Origin of the sequence: Pseudarthrobacter sp. NPDC059871 (assembly GCF_042731175.1) — a bacterium.
Classification (GTDB): Bacteria; Actinomycetota; Actinomycetes; order Actinomycetales; family Micrococcaceae; genus Arthrobacter.
Map to the genome: position 1 here is coordinate 109,005 of NZ_JBHWJV010000008.1, position 23,438 is coordinate 132,442.

19 protein-coding genes are annotated in these 23,438 nt (G+C 67.0%); 7 read left to right on the forward strand and 12 right to left on the reverse strand.

Annotation, left to right across the window (positions count from 1 at the left end; all coding sequences use genetic code 11):
• Positions 1–3 precede the first annotated feature (3 nt).
• The 4 genes from ACFV4R_RS12260 to ACFV4R_RS12275 all read right to left on the reverse strand — a co-directional run bounded on the left by ACFV4R_RS12260 (position 4) and on the right by ACFV4R_RS12275 (position 4,326).
• Positions 4–966, reverse strand: a complete 963-nt coding sequence (locus ACFV4R_RS12260; protein WP_377202597.1) for a 4-(cytidine 5'-diphospho)-2-C-methyl-D-erythritol kinase — start codon at positions 964–966, stop codon at positions 4–6.
• Positions 963–1,835 carry a 16S rRNA (adenine(1518)-N(6)/adenine(1519)-N(6))-dimethyltransferase RsmA gene (rsmA, locus tag ACFV4R_RS12265; protein WP_377202596.1) on the reverse strand — a complete coding sequence of 291 codons (873 nt, stop codon included), beginning with the start codon at positions 1,833–1,835 and terminating at the stop codon, positions 963–965. The genes ACFV4R_RS12260 and rsmA overlap by 4 nt, the downstream gene beginning before the upstream one ends.
• Before the next feature lie 134 nt (positions 1,836–1,969).
• Positions 1,970–3,163, reverse strand: a complete 1,194-nt coding sequence (locus tag ACFV4R_RS12270) for a ubiquitin-like domain-containing protein (protein ID WP_377202595.1) — start codon at positions 3,161–3,163, stop codon at positions 1,970–1,972.
• Positions 3,164–3,420: 257 nt separating this feature from the next.
• The gene (locus ACFV4R_RS12275) at positions 3,421–4,326 is read right to left on the reverse strand and encodes a TatD family hydrolase (RefSeq protein WP_377202594.1); all 906 of its coding nucleotides are present in this window, start codon (positions 4,324–4,326) and stop codon (positions 3,421–3,423) included.
• A 162-nt stretch (positions 4,327–4,488) separates the two neighbouring features.
• Between ACFV4R_RS12275 and ACFV4R_RS12280 the strand changes: the two genes are divergently transcribed.
• The 3 genes from ACFV4R_RS12280 to ACFV4R_RS12290 are packed head-to-tail and all read left to right on the forward strand — an operon-like array spanning position 4,489 to position 9,669.
• Positions 4,489–5,640: an AAA family ATPase gene (locus tag ACFV4R_RS12280; protein WP_377202593.1), complete on the forward strand. Its 1,152-nt coding sequence runs from the start codon at positions 4,489–4,491 to the stop codon at positions 5,638–5,640.
• Positions 5,641–5,650: 10 nt separating this feature from the next.
• Positions 5,651–7,126: a DUF58 domain-containing protein gene (locus tag ACFV4R_RS12285; RefSeq protein WP_377202592.1), complete on the forward strand. Its 1,476-nt coding sequence runs from the start codon at positions 5,651–5,653 to the stop codon at positions 7,124–7,126.
• Complete coding sequence (locus ACFV4R_RS12290) at positions 7,123–9,669, forward strand: DUF3488 and DUF4129 domain-containing transglutaminase family protein (RefSeq protein ID WP_377202591.1); 2,547 nt, start codon at positions 7,123–7,125, stop codon at positions 9,667–9,669. The genes ACFV4R_RS12285 and ACFV4R_RS12290 overlap by 4 nt, the downstream gene beginning before the upstream one ends.
• 48 nt (positions 9,670–9,717) lie before the next feature.
• On the opposite strand, the gene ACFV4R_RS12295 is transcribed toward ACFV4R_RS12290, so the two are convergent.
• Both ACFV4R_RS12295 and rsmI read right to left on the reverse strand, forming a co-directional pair.
• Positions 9,718–11,217: an NAD-dependent succinate-semialdehyde dehydrogenase gene (locus ACFV4R_RS12295; protein ID WP_377202590.1), complete on the reverse strand. Its 1,500-nt coding sequence runs from the start codon at positions 11,215–11,217 to the stop codon at positions 9,718–9,720.
• Between the two features lie 195 nt (positions 11,218–11,412).
• Positions 11,413–12,288: a 16S rRNA (cytidine(1402)-2'-O)-methyltransferase gene (rsmI, locus tag ACFV4R_RS12300; protein WP_377202589.1), complete on the reverse strand. Its 876-nt coding sequence runs from the start codon at positions 12,286–12,288 to the stop codon at positions 11,413–11,415.
• Positions 12,289–12,334: 46 nt separating this feature from the next.
• Here rsmI and ACFV4R_RS12305 point away from each other — a divergent pair, with 46 nt between their 5' ends.
• Together ACFV4R_RS12305 and ACFV4R_RS12310 are read left to right on the forward strand one after the other, a co-directional pair.
• Positions 12,335–14,089, forward strand: a complete 1,755-nt coding sequence (locus ACFV4R_RS12305; RefSeq protein WP_377202588.1) for a dolichyl-phosphate-mannose--protein mannosyltransferase — start codon at positions 12,335–12,337, stop codon at positions 14,087–14,089.
• 67 nt (positions 14,090–14,156) lie between these two features.
• A complete protein-coding gene (locus ACFV4R_RS12310) occupies positions 14,157–15,986 on the forward strand; it encodes an AMP-dependent synthetase/ligase (RefSeq protein ID WP_377202587.1) in 1,830 nt (609 codons plus the stop codon).
• On the opposite strand, the gene ACFV4R_RS12315 is transcribed toward ACFV4R_RS12310, so the two are convergent.
• Both ACFV4R_RS12315 and ACFV4R_RS12320 read right to left on the reverse strand, forming a co-directional pair.
• Positions 15,977–17,161, reverse strand: coding sequence for a TIGR01906 family membrane protein (locus ACFV4R_RS12315; protein WP_377202586.1), 1,185 nt, complete (start codon positions 17,159–17,161; stop codon positions 15,977–15,979). The genes ACFV4R_RS12310 and ACFV4R_RS12315 overlap by 10 nt on opposite strands.
• Before the next feature lie 126 nt (positions 17,162–17,287).
• Positions 17,288–18,280 (reverse strand): stage II sporulation protein M, encoded by a 993-nt coding sequence (locus ACFV4R_RS12320; RefSeq protein WP_377202585.1) that lies wholly within the window; start codon positions 18,278–18,280, stop codon positions 17,288–17,290.
• Between the two features lie 71 nt (positions 18,281–18,351).
• Here ACFV4R_RS12320 and ACFV4R_RS12325 point away from each other — a divergent pair, with 71 nt between their 5' ends.
• Positions 18,352–19,152, forward strand: coding sequence for an RDD family protein (locus tag ACFV4R_RS12325; RefSeq protein WP_377202584.1), 801 nt, complete (start codon positions 18,352–18,354; stop codon positions 19,150–19,152).
• A 2-nt stretch (positions 19,153–19,154) separates the two neighbouring features.
• Here ACFV4R_RS12325 and ACFV4R_RS12330 read toward each other — a convergent pair whose 3' ends face one another.
• The 4 genes from ACFV4R_RS12330 to ACFV4R_RS12345 all read right to left on the reverse strand — a co-directional run bounded on the left by ACFV4R_RS12330 (position 19,155) and on the right by ACFV4R_RS12345 (position 22,852).
• A complete protein-coding gene (locus ACFV4R_RS12330) occupies positions 19,155–20,393 on the reverse strand; it encodes an Ig-like domain-containing protein (protein WP_377202583.1) in 1,239 nt (412 codons plus the stop codon).
• Between the two features lie 90 nt (positions 20,394–20,483).
• Positions 20,484–21,962: an adenosylhomocysteinase gene (gene ahcY / locus ACFV4R_RS12335; RefSeq protein WP_377202582.1), complete on the reverse strand. Its 1,479-nt coding sequence runs from the start codon at positions 21,960–21,962 to the stop codon at positions 20,484–20,486.
• A gap of 133 nt (positions 21,963–22,095) precedes the next feature.
• On the reverse strand, positions 22,096–22,332 hold the full coding sequence (locus ACFV4R_RS12340; protein WP_015936482.1) for a Trm112 family protein: 237 nt from the start codon (positions 22,330–22,332) through the stop codon (positions 22,096–22,098).
• 79 nt (positions 22,333–22,411) lie between these two features.
• On the reverse strand, positions 22,412–22,852 hold the full coding sequence (locus ACFV4R_RS12345) for a DUF3499 domain-containing protein (RefSeq protein WP_377202581.1): 441 nt from the start codon (positions 22,850–22,852) through the stop codon (positions 22,412–22,414).
• Positions 22,853–22,920: 68 nt separating this feature from the next.
• Here ACFV4R_RS12345 and ACFV4R_RS12350 point away from each other — a divergent pair, with 68 nt between their 5' ends.
• Positions 22,921–23,433: a metallopeptidase family protein gene (locus ACFV4R_RS12350; protein WP_377202580.1), complete on the forward strand. Its 513-nt coding sequence runs from the start codon at positions 22,921–22,923 to the stop codon at positions 23,431–23,433.
• Positions 23,434–23,438: the final 5 nt, after the last annotated feature.

Genomic DNA, 23,438 nt, shown 5'->3' on the forward strand with positions numbered 1-23,438 from the left:
CTGCTAGAGAAGGGTGTCGGAAATGATGCGGGCGCCGGGGACGGGACCATGGACGGCCAGGGCGGACAGGCCTTGGTGCTGCAGGTCTTCCGCCAGTGCTTCCGCTGCCACGGAGTCATCCGCGAGAAGGGCCACGGTGGGCCCGGAGCCGGATACGATGCCGGCGATGGCGCCATGCGATTCGCCGATGCCCAGCGTATCGCGCAGTGAGGGGGCCAGTTCAATGGAGGCCCGCTGGAGGTCGTTGACCAGGATGCGGCTGAGGGCGTCTGCGTCGCCGCCGCGCAGGGCGGCCAGGACGTGGGGGTCGACGCCGGTGGGCTCGTCCGCGTCCACACCCTCCGCTTCCCGCAGCCTGTCCAGGGTCCGGAAGACTTCCGGAGTGGGCAGGCCGAAATCTGCGGTAACCAGGACCCAGTGGGTCTTTGCCTTTGCGAGTGCCGGCGACAGTTGGTCACCAACCCCGAGCCCTACCGCTGTTCCGCCGAGCAGGGAGAACGGAACATCGGCTCCGAGTTCGGCAGCAAGGTGCGCGAGTTCCTCCCGGGAGAGGCCGCTGTTCCACAGGGCATCACAGGCCAGGAGCGTAGCGGCGGCGTCCGCCGATCCCCCGCCCATCCCGCCGGCCACGGGCACCCTCTTGGTGATTTCCAGGTGGACTCCTGTGGCGTGCTCGGAAACGTCAGCCATGATGGCGGCGGCCCGGTAGGCCAGGTTGCTGGCGTCCAGCGGGATGTCGACGGCGTCAAGGTCAAGGGTGCTGCCCGGGCTCAGGCTCACCGTGATGCCCGGCGTTTCCGTGCTGGTGGCTGCCACTTCTTCATAGAGGGAGACGGCCAGGTAGACGCTGGCCACGGAATGGTAGCCATCTGGCCGGAGCGGGCCGACGTCCAGCGAGACGTTGATCTTCCCGGGAGCCTTGACCCGGACCGTCCGCGCCGCGAACCGGACGGCGGGCGTGTTCACGCGCCCGCTTCCTTGGCTTCGGCGATCCTGGCGAACGCGGCGATGTCGATGACTTCACCGCGCGCGGTGGGATCGACGCCGGCCGCCAGCAGGAAGCGTTCGGCTTCCGCTCCTCCCCCGGCCCAGCCGCTGAGCGCGGCACGCAGGGTCTTGCGCCGCTGGGCGAAGGCAGCGTCAATCACGGCAAAGACCTGCTGGCGGGTGGCGCTGGTGGCAGGCGGTTCGCGCCGGGTGAAGGCGACCAGTCCGCTGTGGATCTTGGGCGCTGGCCAGAACACGTTCATGCCGATCACGCCGGCTTTGCGCATCTGGCCGTACCACGCTGACTTGACGGACGGAACACCGTAGGTCTTTGAGCCCGGACCGGCGGCCAGGCGGTCGGCTACCTCGTCCTGCACCATGACCAGGCCGTGCTGCAGGCTGGGGAAATGCTCCAGGAGGTGCAGGACCACGGGTACCGCAACGTTGTAGGGCAGGTTGGCTACCAGCGCCGTAGGTTCCACGGGAAGGTCCGTGACCCTCATGGCGTCAGCCTCGACGAGGTGGAAATTTCCGACGGCGGCCGGCCGCCATTCAGCCACGGTGTCCGGAAGCTTGGCGGCGAGGACGGGATCGATCTCCACAGCCACCACGGCCGCGGCGGCGTCCAGCAGGCCCAGCGTCAGTGAGCCGAGGCCCGGGCCGACTTCCAGGACGGTCTCATTGGCACCGACTCCTGCTGCTGCCACGATCCTGCGGATGGTGTTGCCGTCGATGACGAAGTTCTGGCCCAGGGTTTTGGTGGGCCTGACACCGATCTCCCCTGCCAGCCGGCGAATGTCGGAGGCACCGAAAAGCGGTGCGGGCGCGGCGGGGTTGGGTTCAGTCACCTAGGTATCCTATCCCGCGTGGCCGGGCCGTTTCCGCCGGGTCGGCCGTGTTAACGGCCGAAGCCGGGCCCGGAAAAATCCCGGGCCCGGCTTCGATGCGTGGACCATGCCAGTACGGGCTGGCAGCGGGTCTGCTAGCTGCTGGCTGCCCAGCCGCAGCCCCACGGCTGCAGGCCGCGCTGCGCGTACACGCGGTTGGCGATGTCGATCTGCTGGGCCTTGGTGGCCAGGCTGGCGTTGGGGGCGTAGGCACCGCCGCCGGCACCGATCCACGTCCGGATGTCGAACTGCAGGCCGCCGTAGTAGCCGTTGCCGCTGTTGATGCTCCAGTTGCCGGTGGACTCGCACTGGGCGATCTTGTCCCACATGGCTTCGTTCATCATGGCCGGAGCAGCAGCGCCGGTGTTGTTGCCGGCGGCCGGGGCCGCAGCGGCCTGGGCCACAGGCTTTGCCTTGGTGCCCACCGTGACCTTCTCAGCGACGGGCTGGACGGCTACGGCTTCAGAGACGAGGGTGCGGGAGGCTTCACGGCCATCGACGAGGACCAGCTTGAAGGTCTTCTCCAGCTTGCCCGCGGCGCCTGCCTGGGTAACTTCCTTCTCGCCCTTGAGCATCTCGGCGTTTTCGGTGGTCACCGTCTCGAAGGGGACGTCCTCGGTGGTTTTCGCGGTCTGGCCGTTATCGACCCGGGACACTTTGATCACCATGTTGTTGACGACGTGCGCGTTGGCAGGCTGGGAGGTCCGGTCGTTGGCGCCGATGGTCAGCCCGGCGCTTTCGAGCACGTCACCTACGGTAGCTGCAGTGGTGGTGGTGGTGTTCACCTTGCCGTCGGCGACGATGCTGACGGATTTTGGGGTGGAGATGGACACGAAGGAGCCGGCGAGTGCGAGCTGCGCATCCTTGGGGACGGAGAGCGACGAGGTGCTGGCCACGCCGAGCTCGGTGACCAAGCCTGCGACGTCCTGCGCGGTGGTACTGACCGTTTTCTCTGCGCCGTCGAGGCTGACCTTAACTTCCTTGGCCTGGTTGACGTTGATCACGGTTCCGTTGTGGACCGAGGCGTCGATGGCCGGGGAAACCCTGTCTGCGGGCGTCAGTTCAATGTTGGCACTCTTGACCACCTGGCCGACGGTGCCGCCGAAGGTCTGGACGGAAGAGACCTTGCCATCGACGTTGAGCGTGATGGTTTTGTTATTGCCGACGAAGGCTACGAGCCCCGCTACCAGGGTGCAAAGCACCAGCAGCTGGGCCCCAACCTTGAAAAAGCTGATCTTGCCATCCGATGTGAAGAACTTGACCACGATTGCCCGTAACTTTAGGTCCATCCGGGCACGGGGATTTGCGCAGTAAAATGCCCGGCACCGCCTTTGAACAGCAGTCCGGGCACCTTTGCGCCGCCTGCTTCCCGCCAGCAGCCAGGACGGGACAGGGTCCCGGCTTGTGATGCTGAAAAGGAAGCGAAATTACCCGTTGGCCTTCCCCGACCCCGGCTAATAGTTTTCCACTGTAACCGTAGCGTTATAAACGGGCCAACAAATTTGCATACCACGTATGCCTCAAAGCTTCATCACTGTGACATTTCTCAGCTCCAGGATCCGTATGCCCGCAACGTATTTGAGCTGATCCGGGTGCACAGCTCGGAGAGGTCCGTGCCTGTCAATTCAGCCATGGCCCGGACGGTGTACGGCACCATGTAGCTGGCGTTGGGCCGGCCGCGGTGCGGATGTGGGGTCAGGAACGGGGCGTCTGTTTCCACCAGGACGAGTTCCGGGTCAGCGACCGCGAGCGCGGACCGCAGGTTGGCCGCGTTTCGGAAGGTCAGTGTTCCGGCGAACGACATGTACCAGCCCTCGCGGTTGCAGATGGTGGCAAGCTCCTCATCGCCGGAGAAGCAATGGAATACCACCCGGTCCGGAGCACCCTCTTCTTCCAGGACCTGCACCACGTCGGCGTGTGCGTCCCGGTCGTGAATCTGGAGGGTGAGGTCCAGCCGCTTGGCGATGTCGATGTGCCGCCGGAATGAGTACCGCTGATGAGCCAGTCCCTCGCCTTCAGTGCGGAAGAAGTCGAGGCCTGTCTCGCCGATGGCACGGATCCGCGGGTGGGCTGCCAGCTCTTCAATCTCAGCGAGAGCGTCTTCGAGTTCACCGCGGGCGGCATAGCCGGGAGCATCATTGGGGTGCAGCGCCACAGCGCCCAGCAACCGGTCATCCTGCTGCACCGCCTGAACAGTGAACCGCGAGGACTCCAGGTCGCAGCCCACCTGGACTGCCCCCTGGACACCCACGGCGGCAGCGGCGTCCATAGCTTCGGCTATTCCCACTGGCCCTTTTCCGTCAGGAAAATCCAGGTGCGTGTGGTTATCCATTACCGGTACCGGCAGCGGTTCGGGAGCGGGCGGATATTCGCGTTTCGGGGACGCTGCGCCACTCTGGGAACCTCCCGTTGTGGGTTCGCGGTAGGCATCGGGGGTCTGCGGACTGCACATCACTCCAGCCTAACGGCGGAGGGCACCACGATTTCGCCGGAACTCTATGCCAGGCCAGGCAGTTGTGTTAGTAGTCTGGTGGGAGCACATGAGAACGCCCACCGACGGGCGAAGGCAGGCTTGCTGTCCCGTCCAGGTGAAACCCTGGCTGAAAGGTTGCCGATGGAATCTTACCGACGCACTGCCAACGATGTGAGCGCTGCGAACCGCAACCTTGCGGGCGTTTCCGATCCCGTCAGCCACCTGAACGGCCATCGTGCCGCCGCCATGGACGCTGACTCGTTCCACGACGCCAGCCAGCGGATCCTCAGCACTGTCAACACGGTGATCGACGGGAAGTCCGACGCCGCGGAGCTTGCATTGACCGTCCTGCTCGCCCAAGGCCACCTGCTGCTGGAAGACGTTCCAGGCGTCGGCAAGACACTGCTGGCCAAAACCCTTGCCAAAACCATTGACTGCACCGTCAGCCGCATCCAGTTCACGCCGGACCTGCTCCCCTCCGACGTGACCGGGGTATCCATTTACAACCAGTCATCCCGGCTCTTCGAGTTCCGTCCGGGCGCAGTTTTCGCCAACATCGTCATCGGCGACGAGATCAACCGGGCGTCAGCGAAAACCCAGTCCGCCCTCCTCGAATGCATGGAGGAACACCAGGTCACGGTGGACGGCACTTCCTACCGGCTCGACGAACCGTTCATGGTGGTTGCCACCCAGAACCCCATCGAGATGGAAGGCACCTACCCGCTGCCCGAAGCCCAGCGCGACAGGTTCATGGCCAGGATCTCCATGGGGTATCCGGACAAGGACGCCGAAATCGAGATGCTCGAAACCCATCAGGCGGTGTCCCCGCTGGCAAAGGTCTCAGCCGTGGTCACCGCCGCTGAGGTAGCAGCCATGATCACCACCGTCCAGCAGGTCTACGTCTCGCAGGCGGTGAAGGAATACACCGTTTCCGTTGGCAGGGCCACCAGGGAAAGCCCGCTGCTGCGGTTGGGGGCCAGTCCGCGATCCATGCTGCAGTTGCTTCGCGCAGCGAAGGCGACCGCAGCCCTGGACGCCCGCGACTTCGTCCTCCCCGACGACGTCGTCCAGGTGGCCGAGGCTGTCCTGGCGCACCGGATCATCCTGGACCGCAAAGCTGCCGGCGCCGGCGAAACAGCGCACACCGTGCTGCAGGGCATCCTGTCGCGGCTCCCGGTTCCGCAGGCACCCGGAGGCGCCGGCAACGCGGCTGGTACAGGCACTGCCGCCGGAACGCGGAGCCAGGCCGCCCGGAACGCCGCTTCCGTGGCAGGTTCGGGCAGGAACCGCTAAGCGGTACGCCATGGCCCTCCTGGACAGACTGCCCCAGCACCTTTTCACCGCACGGGGGTGGGGCATGCTTGCCGCCGGTGGCTTCACCCTGGCAGCCGCCCAGGTCATGGGACGCAGGGACCTTCTGACCCTCAGCATCCTGCTGCTGGTCTTGCCATTGGTTTCGCTGGCCGGTATCCGGTTGGTGAAGCCCCGCTTCCGGGTGTACCGGGAGTTCCATCCTTCGCCGGTGGAAACGTCCTCCCCCACCACCGTGCGCCTTGCCGTGGCGCGGACCGGTGCAGGCAGCGGCCGGGCCAGCATGGAGGAACGCCTGCCGCCGCGGTTCGGTTCTTCGCCCTCGTTCAGGTTTCCCTCGCGTACAGCCTCCGGCGGTACCAGCCGCTATGAATACCACCTGCGTTCGGAGCAGCGCGGCCAATTCCGCATTGGGCCGGTCACCGCTGAGTTCACGGACCCCTTCGGGTTGTCACTGCACCGCCAGTCCATCGACGACGGCGACACGCTCACCGTGACGCCGGCCGCCGTCGTGCTCCCCGCTACCGGCCTGGCCGGCGCGCGCGGGAACGATGGCGTGACGGCAACCAGGACCCGTGCCAATCCCAGCGACGACGACGTCATGACGCGCGAATACCGTCACGGCGACCCCATGCGAAGGGTCCACTGGGCGGCCACCGCCCGGCATGGTTCGCTGATGGTCCGCCAGGAAGAATCAGTCACCACGCCGGAGGCCACGATTATCCTGGACCACCGGTTCGGGGCATTCTCCAGCGGTTCCACCGCAGCCGGCGGTCTGGGCGGCCAGGCCGGCCAAGCCAGCCAGGACGGGCATTCCATGCTGACCAGCCGGACGTTTGAATGGTCGGTGGTGGCGGCCATGTCCATCAGCGCACACCTCGCAGAGCGGAACTACGGCCTGCGCTTCCTGGACGTCCGCGGTGAGCCCGCCTTCCTGCATTCGCCGTCGGCGCCGGAACCGGAGTCAGAGGAATACGGCGGCGCGTCTGGGCTGCAGTCCATCGCAGAGAGCCTCGCTGCCATCCAGCTCACGGGGCCGCACCATGCCCGGACCAACGGCAGGTTCCGGCCGTCCGCCGGCCCGGGTTCCGCTCCTGCACTGCTGCGCCCCCGCAGCCGCAATGGCCAGGATGCGGGACCCGCAGCATTCGACGACAGGCTCATGGACAAGCTGTCCGCGCACCGCATGCGCGGGCCACTGATTGCGGTCCTGGGCCGCATCTCGCCCGAAGAGGCAATCGCCCTGGCGCCCGCAGCCAGTTACGGCACCAACGCCTTCGCCGTCATCGTGGCTGAGAAACCCGAAGACTTTGCCCCCGTGCTGGAGACCCTGCGACAGGGCGGATGGCGCGCCGTGGCGGTGCCGGCCTCCGTGGGAGCCGCCGCCGCCTGGGGATCGTTCGACCAGGACGTGCCATTGCCCGCTCCGGCCGGCGACGCCAGCCGCGGCGCGGGGGTGGTCCGATGACCATGGCGCCGGCCCGGACTCCGGGAACGGGTACGCAGTCCACACCGGCTGACGGTTCAAGGCCCGCCCGCGTAGGCGCCTACCCCTGGGCCATGGCCGCAGCCATCGTGCTGGCAGTCTGCGGTGCTGCCCTGTCCCTGAACGGGGTCCTGCGTGGCTGGGCCTGGTATTGGCCGGTAGCCACCACCGTTGGGGCGGTGGGCTTTACGCTTGCCGGGCTTCGGGCACTGCGTGCAGCGCCCCTGCTGGTCACCGCGGGCGGTTTCCTCTCGCTGGGGGCCATCCTCACACTGACGTTCTTCCGCGGCTCAAGCATTCTGGGGGTGATTCCCAGCGCTGCGACGTTTTCCGACGTCAACCAGCTGATCCGCCGCGCCAGCGAAACCGTCTTATCAGAGACGGCCCCCGTTGCACCCAACGTGGGCATCGTCATGGTGATCTGCGCCGTCCTTGGACTGGCAGTGATCCTGGTCGATGCCCTGGCCGTCCCGCTCGGCATGCCGGCGGCCACCGGCATGGGGCTGCTGGCAATCCTGGTGGTACCGGCAATGATCAAGCCACAGAGCGTCGGCTTCTGGGGATTCGTTGCAACGGTGGCCGGTTACCTGATGATCCTGGCCTGCAGCCAGTGGTTTGCCCCTGATTTCCGCAGCCAGGGCGGGGCTGCACGGAACCCGGGGCAGCTTCGCCGGGCAGCCCTCACCGGAGCCGTGGCGGTGGCCGCCACCCTGGTGGTACCGCTGGCTGTCCCCGGATTCGACCAGGGCACCTTCCCGCAGGGCTCACGGCTCAATCCGTGGGGAACCGGAACCGGCCTGAACCCCATGATCACGCTGGGGAACAGCCTGCGGACACCTGACGGCAGCGGCCGGATTACGTACGCCACCAGTGCCACCGCTCCCCTGTACCTGAGGTCCGTCACGGTGGACCATTTCGACGGCGAATCCTGGGGGCCGGACGACCGCACCGCATCGCGGCTGCCACTGGGCGGACAGATCGATCCCGGCTATGCGACACTCGCCGACGAACAGCAGCAGGTCACAGCCATCGACACCGGCACGTTCAGCAGCCCGTACCTCCCGGCCCCCTATGCCCCGGAAACCGTCCGCGGCCTCAACGGCCGCTGGACCTGGGACCCAGCCACACTAAGCATCAAGGGCTCCGACGCCACAGCCTCCCGGCGCCAGGAGTACGTGGTGACATCGTCGGTGCCCAACCTGACGGCTGCGTTGCTGGAGCGGTCCTCCGCTCCGGTGCGGGACGTTCCGGACGACTTCACGCGGATCCCCGGGAACGTGCCGGAGATTGTCCGGACCACCGCCGGGCGCGTAGCCGGTGCGGGCGCCACGCCGTATGAGAAGGCCATGGCCATCCAGCGCTACCTGCGCTCATCGGAGTTCACGTATTCACTGCAGTCGCCCGTGCAGGGCGGCTATGACGGCAACGGCTTGTCCGTCCTGTCTGACTTTTTGGAGCAGAAGAGCGGATACTGCATCCACTACGCCTCGGCGATGGCGGTGATGGCACGGTTGGAGGGTATCCCCAGCCGGATCGCGGTGGGTTATGCGCCGGGCAGGCTGACCGGTGCCACGGTAACCGTTGCCGGCCAGGGCGAACTTTCGGAGTATGAGGTGGACGCGCGGGATGCGCACGCCTGGCCGGAACTGTACTTCCAGGGACTGGGCTGGGTGCCGTTCGAGCCCACGCCGTCCCGTGGCGTGGTGCCGGACTACGCTAGCGAAGCCTCGTCCCCTGCAGCACCGGGCTCCGTTGAAAACAATGATGGCCTCGTCCCCGATCCCGCCCCGGCTCCGACACCGGCTCCCAGTGCCACCCCTGTGCCGGCCCCTGGTGTTGGCGGCGGAAGCACTGACGACGGCGCACAGGTGCTGCCGTGGCTGCTGGGAACGGGCGGCGTGCTGGGCGTGCTCCTGCTCGCGGCGTCGCCACGGCTGGTGCGCACGGGAATCCGTGCGCGGCGCCTCCGGCCAAGGAACGCCGCTGATGCCGTTCCGCTGGCATGGAGCGAGTTGCTGGACCTTGGCCGGGACTACGGTCTTCCGGCCGGCACCAGTGAATCACCGCGCGCCTACGCGTCGCGCCTCCGCAGTTCGCTGCTGGGCGAGCCGGACGGCATGGATGAGGCGGCGCACCGTGCCGTTGCCGCCGTCACGGCGGCCTTCGAACGGCGCAGGTACGGCCGGCCGCCGGAGCAGGCAGACGCCGTCTTGGAAACCGACGCCCGGCGGTCCGGCCCCGGCCGCGCTACGGGTGCGGAGGGTGTCACCGAAGCGCCCGGACAGCTGGGGCCGCTTGAGGATTCGCTGCGGGCCAACGCAACGCTGCTGCAGCGCTGGCGGGCCAGGTGGCTGCCGCCCTCCGTCATGGGCCGCCTGAGCAGGTTCGCCACCGCTCCAGTCAGGCTCGCGGGGCGCGCGTGGACGCTGCGCGCGGAGACCAACGCAGAAGCCGCCGTGCGCGCCCGCCCGGCCGGGCCAGGACGGACTGCGCACGGCGGCTTCCACAAGCAGGAAGGCAACTGACGTGGCCGATCCCGCCACGTTCGCCGGGCCTCCTGCCGGCGGAGGAGGCTAGCCCGCGTAGGGGTCGGCGATGCCGATGTACTGGGTGTAGAGATACTCCTCGATTCCTTCGAGCCCGCCTTCACGGCCCAGGCCGGACTGCTTGACGCCGCCGAACGGCGCGGCGGCGTTGGAAATCACGCCGGCATTCAGTCCGAGCATGCCGGTTTCGAGGCGTTCACCCATCCGGATGCCCCGGTTGAGGTCCTTGGTGAAGACGTACGCCACCAGGCCATATTCGGTGTTGTTGGCCAGGCGTACGGCGTCGTCCTCGCTGGAGAACGTGATGATGGGGGCTACCGGGCCGAAGATTTCCTCCGACAGGATCCGGGTGCCTTCGCTGACTCCCGAGAGGATGGTGGGCTGGTAGAAGTAGCCCGGGCCGTCCACCGGCGCCCCGCCGAGGACAGCCTTCGCGCCGGAGGCAACGGCGTCGGAAACCAGTTCGTGCACCTTGTCCCGGCTCTTGGCATCGATCAGCGGGCCCACCTTGGACTCCGGCTCGGTGCCGCGGGCGGTGGTCATCTCCTTCATCTTCGCGGCGAACTTCTCCGCGAATTCGGTGGCCACGGATTCGTGCACGATAAACCGGTTGGCAGCGGTGCAGGCCTCACCCATGTTGCGCAGCTTGGCCAGCATTGCACCGGCGACGGCCGCATCCAGGTCAGCATCGTCGAAGACGACGAACGGAGCGTTGCCGCCGAGTTCCATCGAGGTCCGGAGCACGGTTTCAGACGCATCGGCAAGCAAACGGCGGCCCACTTCGGTGGACCCGGTGAAGGAAAGCTTCCGCAGCCGGGCGTCCTTGATCAGCGGACCGGTCGTGGCGCCGGCGGTGGACGTGGGAATGACGTTCAGGACACCGGCGGGCAGTCCGGCTTCCTGCATCACGGCGGCGAACAGCTGCGACGTCAGTGGCGTCAGGTTGGCCGATTTCAGGACCATGGTGCAGCCGGCGGCGACGGCCGGTGCGATCTTGCGGGTGGCCATGGCCAGCGGGAAGTTCCACGGCGTGATCAGCAGGCACGGGCCAACAGGCTTCTTCGTCACCAGCAGGCGGGACTTGCCGTCCGGGGCAACGGAGTAGCGGCCGAACGCGCGGACCGCTTCCTCGGAGAACCAGCGCAGGAACTCTGCACCGTAGGTGACCTCGCCGCGGGCCTCGGCCAGGGGCTTGCCCATTTCCATGGTCATCAGCAACGCGAAGTCCTCGGCGCGCTCGGTCACAAGCTCGAATGCCCGGCGCAGGATCTCGCCACGCTCGCGCGGCGGAACCTTTGCCCACGACTCCTGCGCAGCCACCGCAGCGTCCAGGGCCGCGGCACCGTCTTCGGCGCCGGCGTCGGCAATGCTCAGCAGCACCTTGCCGGTGGCGGGATCCTCGACGTCGAACGTCTTGCCGGAAGCGGCATCACGCCACTCGCCATTGATCAGCAAACCGGTAGGAACGGAGGCCAGAAGCCGGCTTTCACGGTCGGCGTTAACAGCGGCCTGTGCAGTAGCAGTCACGATGACTCCCTCGTCAGTAGGGTTGTGGCGGCCGTGGTGTCCTGCCGTAGCGGCGGAGCGTCGGAGGCCGATTAACTGTCACACTACTGCGGGCACGGAGGAGGGGTCTACGCTCCGGCGCACTGCCCAATCACGGGTTTACTGTGCAGCTGCACAGCATTTTCCTGCCACGGGCGGGACGGTTTGCCGGTGCCCTCAGCGGGCGGCAAGGACAGCCGAATACAGCTCCCGTTTGCTGACCCTGACGTCCTCTGCGACGGCGGCCACTGCTTCCTTGAGCCTGATGCCCTGGGCCACCAGGTCGTTCACGGCCGCCACGTGGTCTTCCGGCGTGCCGGCCGCCTGCTCCGGCGCGCCACCGAGGACCACGGCAATCTCGCCTCGGACCTCGTTGTTTTCGGCCCAGTGCAGCAGCTCATCGAGGGAGCCCCGGATCACTTCCTCATAGGTTTTGGTCAGCTCCCGGCAGACCGCGACGGGCCGGTCCGGCCCGAAACGCTCGCGCAGCGCACGGAGCATGGCCTCAAGCCGGTGTGGCGCCTCGAAGAACACCATGGTCCGGCGCTCACCGGTGAGGTCTGCCAGCCGTCCGGCGCGTTCACCGGCTTTCCGCGGGAGGAACCCCTCAAAGCAGAACCTGTCAGTCGGCAGGCCGGAGAGCGCCAGGGCAGTAAGGACGGCGGACGGACCGGGGACGGCAGTGACCGTCAGTCCGGCGGCAACCGCACCTTCCACCAGCCGGAAACCAGGATCGGAGACCGACGGCATCCCTGCGTCGGTCACCATCACCAGCGTGCTGCCCGTCCGGACCTGGTCAAGGAGTTCGGCGGTCCGGGTCGCTTCGTTGTGCTCGTGGTAGCTGATGATCCTTCCGGCCACAGTGACGCCGAGGCTCTGGACCAGGCGGTGCAGCCGGCGGGTGTCCTCAGCGGCAATGATGTCCGCTGTCCCCAGGAGCTCAACCAGGCGCGCGGAGGCGTCGCCGACATTTCCGATGGGGGTGGCCGCAAGGACGATGCGCCCGGGGGCAGCAGGGCTGGCGGCTGGTGAGGTGCTGGGGGAAGAATCCACGCCACCAGCCTACTGCTGGGAAGGACTGCCAGCCGCAAAAGGTAGCATGGGGCTCGTGACGCAGACCTCGACGCGGCGGCCGGGAGCCGGAGAATCCGGAGCCGGACAACCCGCTCCCGCGGCGTCTGCAGACACCCTTCCCGGGGTTGGTGAACAAGGTCCGCTCCGGTCCGGCCGCGGCAGGCCCCGGCCGTGGGTGGTCCGTCCGGCGGAGGCCTTCAGCACCGACGGACTCCGGGCGCGGCTGCTGGGCAATGTCCGGTCATGGCGGGAGTACCCGCCATCGCTGCGCATCTGGTTCGTCCTGGTGCCCGTCTTCACGGCGGTGGTGGCGGGAATCCTCCGTTTCTTCCGCCTGGACGCCCCGCACAAGCTGGTCTTCGACGAGACGTACTACGTCAAGGACGCCTACTCCTACCTGATCAGCGGCTACGAGCGCAGCTGGCCGGACAAGGCGAACGACTCCTTTAACGCCGGCAACCCCGATGTCCTGCTGAACTCCCCCGAATACGTTGTCCATCCACCAGTAGGCAAGTGGATGATCGCCGCGGGGATGGCGCTTTTCGGCTCGGACAACCCCTTCGGCTGGCGCTTCGCGGCGGCCCTCACCGGAACCCTCTCGGTCCTGCTGGTCTCCCTCATCGCCCTCAAGCTCTTCAGGTCACTCCCTCTGGCCGGAGCCGCCGGCCTGCTGCTGGCGGTGGACGGACACCACCTGGTGATGTCACGCACCTCACTGCTGGACATCTTCCTGATGTTCTGGATCCTGGCGGCATTCGGGGCGCTCCTGATGGACCGGGACGATGGCCGGCGGAGGCTCGCCGCCCGGCTGGCCGCTGCCGCTGCACGCAACGGCGGCCGTCCATCGGTGGGCGATCTGCTGTCCGGCCCGTGGCTTGGCGTCCGCTGGTGGCGCATCACGGCCGGCGTCTGCCTTGGCCTGGCCGTCGGCACCAAGTGGTCCGGACTGTTCTTCCTGGCCGGGTTCGGGCTGCTCACCGTCTTCTGGGACCTGAATGCGCGGCGGGTGGCGGGCATCCGGGGCTGGGTCAGCGGCGGAATCATCAAGGACGGCCTTCCCGCGTTCTTCAGTACGGTTCCGGTGGCCGCCGTCGTTTATTCGCTGACGTGGATCGGCTGGTTCCGGTCCGACAACGGCTATTTCCGCCACTGGGCAGAAAACAACCCCTCAGCAACGTGGGGCTGGTTGCCGGACGCTGTGCGGTCACTCGCCCACTACCACCAGGAGGCCTACACCTTCCACCAGGGCCTGAGTTCCGAGCACCCCTACGAGGCCAGCGCCTGGAGCTGGCTGGTACTGGGCCGGCCGACGTCGTTCTTCTATGAATCCCCGCAGCAGGGCACCCCCGGCTGCGATGTCGCCAAGTGCACCTCGGCCATCCTGTCCGTGGGCAACCCCCTGATCTGGTGGGCTGCGGCAATCTCCCTGGTTGTCCTGCTGTTCTGGTGGGCGGGCCGGCGGGACTGGCGCGCCGGTGCCATACTGGCCGGCGTTGCGGCAGGATACCTGCCGTGGTTCATGTATCCGGACCGGACCATGTTCTATTTCTACGCGGTGTCCTTCGAGCCCTTCCTGGTACTGGCCCTTACCTATTGCCTGGGCCTTGTCCTCGGCAGGGCGTCCGACCCGCCGTGGCGTCGCCGCTCGGGGCTGTACCTGGTGGTCCTGTTCGTGGCGGCAGCGATCATGCTGTCCGCCTTCTTCTACCCCGTGTGGGCAGCGGAGGTCATCCCCTACGACGCATGGAAGGTCCGCATGTGGATGCCGTCGTGGATCTAGGGCAGGATGGCATCAGACCCCAAATGGACGCCGCTGCCGCGGCCTGGCTGCGGAACGGAGACCTGTTGTGAGAGAAGCAAGCACTGAACTGTTGGTCGGGCTGGACGCCGCCAGCAACGTGACCGACCTGTTGCTGGAACGGCACGACGCCAACCCCGCCCATGCGTTGTACCGACGCAAGGGGCCCAACGGGTGGGTGGATGTACCGGCCGGGAAGTTCCTGCAGGACGTCAGCGCACTGGCCAAGGGGCTGATCGCCGGCGGGCTCGAACCCGGCGACACTGTCGCCGTCATGTCGGCCACGTCCTACGAGTGGACCCTGGTGGACTTCGCCATCTGGTTCGCCGGCGGGGTGACCGTACCCATCTACGAAACATCCTCAGCCAGCCAGGTGGACTGGATCCTCCGCGATGCCGGAGCGCGCCGCGTCTTTGTCCAGGACCAAGCCACAGCGGAACTCGTCAGCGGAGTGGTGGCCGGCTCGGCCACGCTTCGGGACCGTTTGGTCAACGTCATACGCATGGATTACGACGGCGAAGCACCCCACCTCGCCAGCCTTTCGGCTGCGGGCGCGGGAGTCAGCGACGCCGAACTCGAACGGCAGCGGAGCACGGCGGGCCTCGACGACGTCGCGTCCCTGGTCTACACATCCGGCACCACCGGCAGCCCCAAAGGGTGCGAGATCACCCACGGCAACTTCGCGCTGGTGGCCCGGAACATCGTGGCATTCCTGCCGGAGCTCCTGGTCCAGGACCAGTCCCGGACCCTGATGTTCCTGCCGCTGGCCCACGTCCTTGCCCGGGCGGTCCAGGTGGTCTGCCTCTCCGCCGGAGCCACCCTGGGACACACCCCGGGCGCTGCTCAACTGCTGGAGGACCTGGGCACTTTCAAGCCGACCTTCCTGCTGGTGGTCCCCCGGATCTTCGAAAAGGTCCGGGCCACCGCAGCACATAAGGCAGCACTGGCCGGGAAGGGCCGGCTCTTCCAGGCGGCCGCGGCTGCAGCGATCTCCTACTCCACCGAACAGGACCGGCAAAGCCGCGGTGAGGGGTCAGGGCCCGGGTTTGTCCTGCGGGTCCGGCACGGCCTTTTCGACCGGCTGCTCTATCCCCGGCTGCGCCAGGCACTGGGCGGCCAGGTGGGTTACACCGTGTCCGGAGCCAGCCACCTCTCCCTGGAGGATGCACACTTCTTCCGCGGTGCTGGCATCCCGGTGCTGGAAGGGTACGGCCTGACCGAAACCACGGCGCCGTGCACGGCCAACACGCCCACCCGGACGCGCGTCGGGTCCGTGGGCATTCCCATTCCAGGCACCACCATCCGGGTGGCCCAGGACGGCGAGATCCTGGTCAAAGGCATTGGCGTGTTCAAGGGTTACCACAACAACCCCCAGGCCAATGCCGAGGCATTCGTGGATGGCTTTTTCCGCACCGGGGACCTCGGGGTGCTGGACGCGGACGGCTTCCTGACGGTCACGGGCCGGAAGAAGGACATCCTGGTCACGGCGGGCGGAAAGAATGTTGCCCCTGGGCCCCTCGAAGACGTCATCAGGGCGCACCAGCTGGTGGGTCACGCCGTGGTGGTGGGTGACGGCCGGAAGTTCGTGTCGGCTCTGATCACGCTGGACCCGGACGGACTGGCCGATTGGAGGTCGGAGCGCGGGATGCAGCCGCTGGAGCGCCAGGCCGCCGTCACTGACGCCGAGGTCCTCGCGGCCGTCCAGGAAGCGGTTGACCACGCCAACCTTTCGGTCTCAAAGGCCGAATCCATCCGCCGCTTCACGCTGCTGGACACGGAGTTCACGGTGGAATCCGGCCACCTGACGCCGTCGCTGAAACTGAAGCGGTCCGCCGTCGTCAGCGATTTCGACGCCGAGATTGCGAAGCTTTACGCCTGAGCGGGCTCCGTGGTCTCCTCCGCTGCCCGGGCCACGCCGCGACGGCGCCGCGTGGGCCAGGTGAGGATCAGCGTCACCAGCGACACGAGGAGCACCAGGCCCCCGATCACAATGCCTGCGTCCATCCAGAACTGGCCGGGGAAAAGCCGGATCAGGGTGTCATCCAGGCTGAAGGTCCAGGAGCCGTCCGCGAAGAAGATCCGGTGGAACTCGGTGAAGAACTGCTGCCAGCCCAGGAACGCCAGCGTGCCGAGTCCCAGGATGAGGACCAGCGTGACAATGGAACCGGCGAAGAGGCCGCGCCGGACTCCCCCGGTGCTGCGCTTGCGCAGGTCCAGGACGGCAATGACGCCCAGGATCAGCAGCAGGGTGCCCGCTCCGAAGGTGGAAAGAATTACGGTCTTGACGTCGGCCATGTGGCTGACTTCGCCGTCCTTGAAAAGGTTGTCGCCGCTGCGGTGCACCAGGTCGCCGAGGTAGCGCGGACCGGCCCAGTTGCTCAGGTAGTCAACGGCGTAGGAGCCGTAGGTCATCCTGTCGTCCGTGCTGAACCCGTAGCCGTCGCCGGGAAACCCGGGGCGGTTGTATTCGATCCACAGGAACAGCGGGCTGGTGACTGCGCGGACGGCCAGCACAAGGAGGACCACCGGGAAGAAGATGGCAAGGAGGACCTGCATGACCCGCGGTGCCACCGGCTTGGCGTTGGCCGCGCTCTCACGCTCGGCGTTGCGCCGCGCCACTTCCTCGTCGGGTGGGCGGACAGAAAGCGCGGACGTGGGAAGCGGCTCGCGGAACGCCCCGCCGTCGCCCTTGCCCGAAGGCTTGCTGGTGGATTCGTCGGCGGCTTCCGCGGCGCGGCGGCCGGACCTGCTGTCCGCCTGCTGGTCCACGGGCGTGGCCGTGCCTTCCGTGACGGTCCCATCCCCGGCGCGTACCGGCGTCGGGCTCCCCTTTCCGGCGCCGTCCGCGGTGCGCGCCGGTGCTGGGGCTTCCTTTCCGGTCCCGTCATTGACGGGCTGGTCCCGCACGGTGGTGTCCGTGCCGGTGCCGCCGTTGTCCGCCGCGTCGGCCGCCAGCCAGGAGAAGGCGGGCTCGTCCGAGTCCCCTGACGTATCCAGGAAAGGTTCGGGCTGCGGCTTGGCGCTTTTGGCGCGGGCCGGGGTCTCGTCTTTCACAACAGCGTCACTTCCGTTGGGGTGTCCGCGCCGCGCTGGGATAGGCTGGCGCGCTTCATCTGTTGTCGAGCCTACCGCCCGCTCCGTGGCGCGGGCGAGGAACCACCCCGGAGCAATTACAACGATTCAGGCAGCGATTTCCGTGTAGCCTGCATCCTCGCGGCGCAGGTCGCCCCGCTCCCCCGCCAGGTAGGCGCGGCGGCCCCAGACCAGGGCGTACGTCCAGTAGCAGGCCAGCACGGCGGCGCCAATGGCAATCTTCGCCCAGACGGGAAGCGGGCTGGGTGTGACGAACCCTTCCACGAGGCCGGACACGAAGAGCACCAGGACCAGGCCCAGCGCCACGGTGATCAGTGAACGGCCCTCATCGGCCACCGCCCGCAGCCTGGTTCGTGGCCCCGGCGACACCATGGCCCAGAAGATCCGCAGGCCAGCGGCACAGGCTATGAAGACGGCGGTGAGTTCCATGAGGCCGTGCGGGAGGATGTAGCTGAAAAAGACGTCTGACTTGCCGGCAGCGGCAAAGATGCCTGCCGCCACACCGACGCCTTGGGCATTGGTAAAGAGAATGATGGGCACCCACACACCGGTGATGCCCAGGGCAACAGCCTGGGCGCTGATCCAGGCGTTGTTGGTCCACACAGCGCCCGCGAAGGAAGCAGCAGGGTTCTCCGAGTAGTAGTCAATGAAGTCTTCTTCGACGTACTGTTTGGCCGCAGCCTCCGAGGCCACCGCGCGCAGGGCCTCGGGCGACGATCCGATCCAGATCGCGTAGGCGGCGCCAATGATGAGGAAGGCGGCCCCACAGGCAAGCGTCAGCCACGCCAGACGGTAGAACGCTGCCGGCAGCGCGAGGACGAAGAACCGCTCCAGGTCTGCCATGGGGTTGGACCGTGCACCGGTGAACCGTGTCCGTGCCTGCGCGAGGGTGGCTGACAGGGATGCTGAGAGGCCGCTTTCCGGGGCAACTGAGCGGATGAGTGACAGGTGGGCGGACGTGGCCTGGTACAGGGCAAGCAACTCATCGGCCTCCGGCCCGCTGAGCTTGCCCTTGTGGGCAAGCTCGTGCACCCGCGACCACTTGTCCGCGTTGACAGCGGAGAAGGCGTCCATATCCACGGCACCAGCCTAGCGGCACCGCACTAGACTTTGACCGACTGCACCATAGCCGCAAGGAAACGGATACGCACGTGGGATCGATCATCACCGGTGAGGCCGTGGTCCTGGAACTGCGCCCTGCCTCATTTGCAGCGCGCGCCCTGGGACTGTTTCTCGACGTCCTTTTCAACGTGGTCCTGCTGGTGGTCATCCTGATCGGCCTCGCCGCCGCCGGCGAAGACCTGGACGAGGCCGCCATGCGTGCGCTGGTCCTGTGCAGCGTGGTCTTCTGCCTGGTGGTTGTCCCGGTGGGGCTGGAAACACTGAGCCGGGGCCTGTCCCTCGGCAAGCTTGCCGCAGGCCTCCGGGTGGTGCGGGACGACGGCGGTGCCATCCGCTTCCGGCACGCCCTGATCCGTGGACTGGCCGGTTTCCTCGAGGTCTACCTGACCTTCGGCGGCCTGGCCCTTGCCGTGGCACTTTTCAACGACAAGTCCCGGCGGCTGGGCGACTTGATGGCGGGAACCTACGCAATCCGCACCCGGGTCGCTGCCGAGCGGCCGGTTCCGGTTTCCATCCCGCCAGGCCTGCGCGCCTGGGCCCGGACGGCGGATATCGGCCGCATCCCGGATGCCACCGCACGCCGGGCGTCCCAGTTCATCCGCCAGGCCGCCAGGATGGCGCCGCTTTCCCGGGCAGGCATGGCCGCATCAATCGCCACCGAACTCGCGGCCCACGTGGCCCCCGGGCCGCCGCCGGGCACCGGCCCGGACGACTACCTTGCCGCCGTCGTGGCCGAGCGGCGGAACCGGGAACTTACCAAACTCGCCCGGCAGCGCCAACGCAACACGGAGGTCGGCGAGCGGCTGCAGCGGCTGCCTTTCGGCAGCTGACGTCAGTTGTCGTACTCAGCCCAGGGGATGTTCCAGTCGCCGTACCCATCATCGTGGGCGGCGTAGTCCCCCTCGGTGTTAATGATGTTCACCACGTCGCCGGTGCCCATGTTGTCGAAGACCCAGGCGGCGCCGTCGGGGGCGAACCCGATGCAGCCGTGCGAGACGTTCGTATTGCCGATGTACGGGAAGGCGGACTCAAGCGCCTGGTGGATGTAGGCCCCGCTGAGCGTCAGCCTGATGGTGTACTCCACATCCACGTCACCGTAGTAGGCCGGGTCGCCGGGTTTCAGTCCGATGCTGGAGGCGCGGAAGTGGTCGAACCGGTTCTTTTCCATGAGGACGCCGTAGCCGCGGGCTGACGGGAACCGCTTGTCGCCCATGCTGACGGGCAGGGTCTTCACCGGCTGGTCGTTCACGCTGAGGGTGAAGGTGTGTGCGGTGGCATCCGCCACGGCCACCTTCTTGTCCCCGATGTTGACCTTTACTTTTTTGTCGAAGTTGGCGATCTGGCCGTTGCCCAGGTCCACGCCGAACATCTGCATGTCCATGGTGACGGTGGAGTTCGCGGCCCAGAAGTTTTCCGCCCGGTACCGCACCATTTTGTCGCTGTACCAGTGGAAGGCTCCCACCTGCCCGGCGCTGCTGGTGATTTTGATGGCCTTCTCCACGGCGTCCCGGTTGAGTACGGGTTCGCTGAAGATGATCTGCAGCGGCTGGCCCACGCCCACCTTCATTCCGTCCAGCGGGTACACGGCGGCGTCAGCCTCATGCGAACTGGAGACGGTGCTGAACTGCTGGGTGGTGCTCGTTTCGCGTCCCGCGCCGTCCTTCACCACGAACGTGTAGCTGTAGTCGGTGTTGAACTTCAGCGGGGCGGTGGCGGTCCATCCGGTACCGGCGGGGTCGATGCTGCCATCCACCTTCTCGCCCGCAGTGCTGCTCAGCGTCACGCGCTCGATGGTGCCGTTGCTGACCTTCAACGACACGGGGGCCGCGGGGTTGACCTGCTTGGCGCCATTGACCGGAGAAGCCTCGGACTTCACCGCAGCCACCACCGGTGAGGCGATGCCGGGAGAGGTCCGGGTGGCGGACCCGGCTTCGGATTCCAGGTCCCCGCCGGCGAGGCCTGGCGCGACGGCGGCGAACACACCGCCGGCAGCCGCGAGGATGCACACCACGGCGATGATGAGCATCTTCTTGAGGGACCGGGGGCGGCGGGGCTGGACTTCAGGCTCCATGATCAGATCCTAGGCGCTGGAAGTAACGGCCCGGGCGCGGAGGGCGCCCGGGCACCTTACTTCTTGGTAACGGCTTGTTGGCGGCGGCTTCTAGTACCGGTAGTGCTCGGGCTTGTACGGGCCGGCGGCGTCAATGTCCAGGTACTCAGCCTGGTCCTTGGTCAGCTCGGTCAGCTCCACGCCCAGGGCGTCGAGGTGCAGGCGGGCCACCTTCTCGTCCAGGACCTTGGGCAGGACGTAGACCTGGTTCCCGTACTCGCGCTCGTCAGCGGGCTGGTCCTTCTTGGTCCACAGCTCGATTTGGGCGATGGTCTGGTTCGCGAAGGAGTTGCTCATCACGAAGGAGGGGTGGCCGGTGGCGTTACCCAGGTTTAGAAGGCGCCCCTCGGAGAGGACAATGATGGAACGCTCGGAGCCGGTGCCCTGGTCAAAGACCCATTCGTGCACCTGCGGCTTGATCTCCACTTTGCTGACGCCGGGGACCTTGGCCAGTCCGGCGATGTCGATCTCGTTGTCGAAGTGGCCGATGTTGCCCACGATTGCTTTGTTCTTCATGCCCACCATGTGCTCGGCCATGATGACGTCCTTGTTGCCCGTGGTGGTGATGAAGATGTCACCCTGGGCGAGCACGGATTCGAGCTTGGCTACCTGGTAGCCGTCCATGGCCGCCTGGAGTGCGCAGATGGGGTCGATTTCGGTGACGATCACGCGCGATCCCTGGCCGCGGAGGGCTTCCGCCGCGCCCTTGCCGACGTCGCCGTAGCCGCAGACGACGGCGACCTTGCCGCCCATGAGGACGTCAGTTGCCCGGTTGATGCCGTCCGGAAGCGAGTGGCGGATGCCGTACTTGTTGTCGAACTTGCTCTTTGTGACGGAGTCGTTGACGTTGATGGCCGGGAAGAGCAGCTTTCCCTGCTCCGCGAGCTGGTACAGGCGGTGGACGCCTGTGGTGGTCTCTTCGCTGACGCCCTTGATGGTGGCGGCGGTCCGGGTCCACTTCTGCGGATCGGCTGCCAGCGACCGGCGAAGGACCTCAAGGAAGATGCCATATTCCTCGGAGTCGGTGGGATCTGCTGACGGAACGTTGCCGACTGCTTCGAACTCCACGCCCTTGTGCACCAGCATGGTGGCGTCGCCGCCGTCGTCGAGGATCATGTTTGGGCCAAGCTCCGGGTTGGTCTCGGCACCCGGCCACGTGAGGATCTGTTCTGCGGTCCACCAGTATTCCTCAAGTGTTTCGCCCTTCCAGGCGAAAACAGGGACACCCTGGGGGTCTTCCACCGTTCCGCTGCCCACAACGACGGCTGCGGCGGCCTCGTCCTGGGTGGAGAAGATGTTGCAGGACGCCCACCGGACCTCGGCACCGAGCGCGGTGAGGGTCTCGATCAGCACGGCAGTCTGCACCGTCATGTGCAGGGAGCCCGCGATCCTGGCGCCCTTCAGCGGCTGGCTGGCGCCAAATTCCTCGCGGAGGGACATCAGGCCGGGCATCTCGTGCTCGGCCAGGCGGATCTGGTGCCTTCCGGCCTCGGCCAGGGAGATATCGGCAACTTTGTAATCGAAGGTCATGGATGGTCCTTTGCTGTGTCCGGGAAATCATGAACAGGCCGCATCAGCGTTTCCGGAGGGCCTGGAAATGGCATTTGTGTCGTGTTCCGCAGGGGGGCGGGGCTCCGGGGTCATGCACCGGGGCCGGGCGGGATTAGCGGACGGCGCCTTCGGCGGGGTCGGAGTCGTGCTGGTCGGACCCGGCGGCCGTCGCGGCAGCCAGGAGTTCCGGGGGCAGGAGAAGGGGAATGCCGTCCTCGATGGCGTAGCGGGGCTTCACGCCGTCGGCCCCCGCGGCCGTGGCCACCAGTTCCTCGCCTTCCTGCACCAGGGGCGAGCCCGTGACGGGGCAACGCAGGACAGACAACAGTTCGGAACTGATTTTTGGCATAGGTTCAGGCTCCCTGGCGGGCGCGCTCGCGCCGGTAGCGGAAATGGTGTGCAGGTTCCAGCCTACCGCCAGAAAGGGCTCAGGACGGCTCGCGCAGGATGCGCAGGTGTCCCCTTCGGATCCCTTCGGCCCCGGCAGGCGCCTCCAAGGCGGAATGCTGGCCGCGCTGGGCGGGTTGCTGCGGCGCCTGGGCGGGCACCGCTGCCGCGTCCCGCACCGCGTTGGCCAGGGCGAGGAGATCGTCCGGACCGGGCTGCTGCGGAGTCGAGGGCATGGCCAGCCGCAGGACCTCCCAGCCGCGGGGAACGGTCAGCGAGTCGGCGTGTTGCTCGCAGAGGTCGTAGCAATGCGGTTCTGCGTATGTGGCAAGCGGACCCAGGACAGCGGTGGAGTCCGCGTACACATACGTCAGGGTGGCCACCGCCGACTGGCGGCAGGCAGATCTTGAACACTGACGGATAGCTCCCACGACATCCCAGACTACTCTGCGCCCAAGCCAAAACGCCGCATTGGGGCCCATGCCCGGACGCGCCTTCGCTGCGGGGCGAATCTGTCGCGGAATCCCCGGTCCGGGTTTAAAGTCAATGTATGCAGTCATCGAACCAGAATTCAGGCCTGACGGTCCGGTTGGCTGACCCGGATGTCGATTCCACCACCGGGGCGTCCGGAGCCGGCCGGAGCTTCATGCGGCGCCGGCGGAACCGTCACGGCCGTGGCCTGCGCGGGGAAGTCATGCTTCCCACCCACCCCGGCTACCGGACGCGCGGCGACCGCTTCGATGACATGGTGCTGGACTCGGCCCAGCGCCTGCACGATATCTGGGGCAAGACCCTGGACGGCGTCAGGTTCGGCGTTGATGAGATTCCACCAGAGCTGGAACTCCTGGCCGCCACCGGCGCCCCCGCACCGATGGGCGCTTACACGCCGGCAGCCGGGGATGACGGGCCGCTGATCACCGTTTACCGGCGCGTCGTGGAACAGGCCTGCCCAGGCGTGGAGGAACTCCAGGACATGGTTCACGACGTCGTCGTCGAGCACACTGCCGAGATGCTGGGCGTGGCGCCCGAAACCCTGGACCCGGTGTACCGGCGCCGCTACTGAACGCG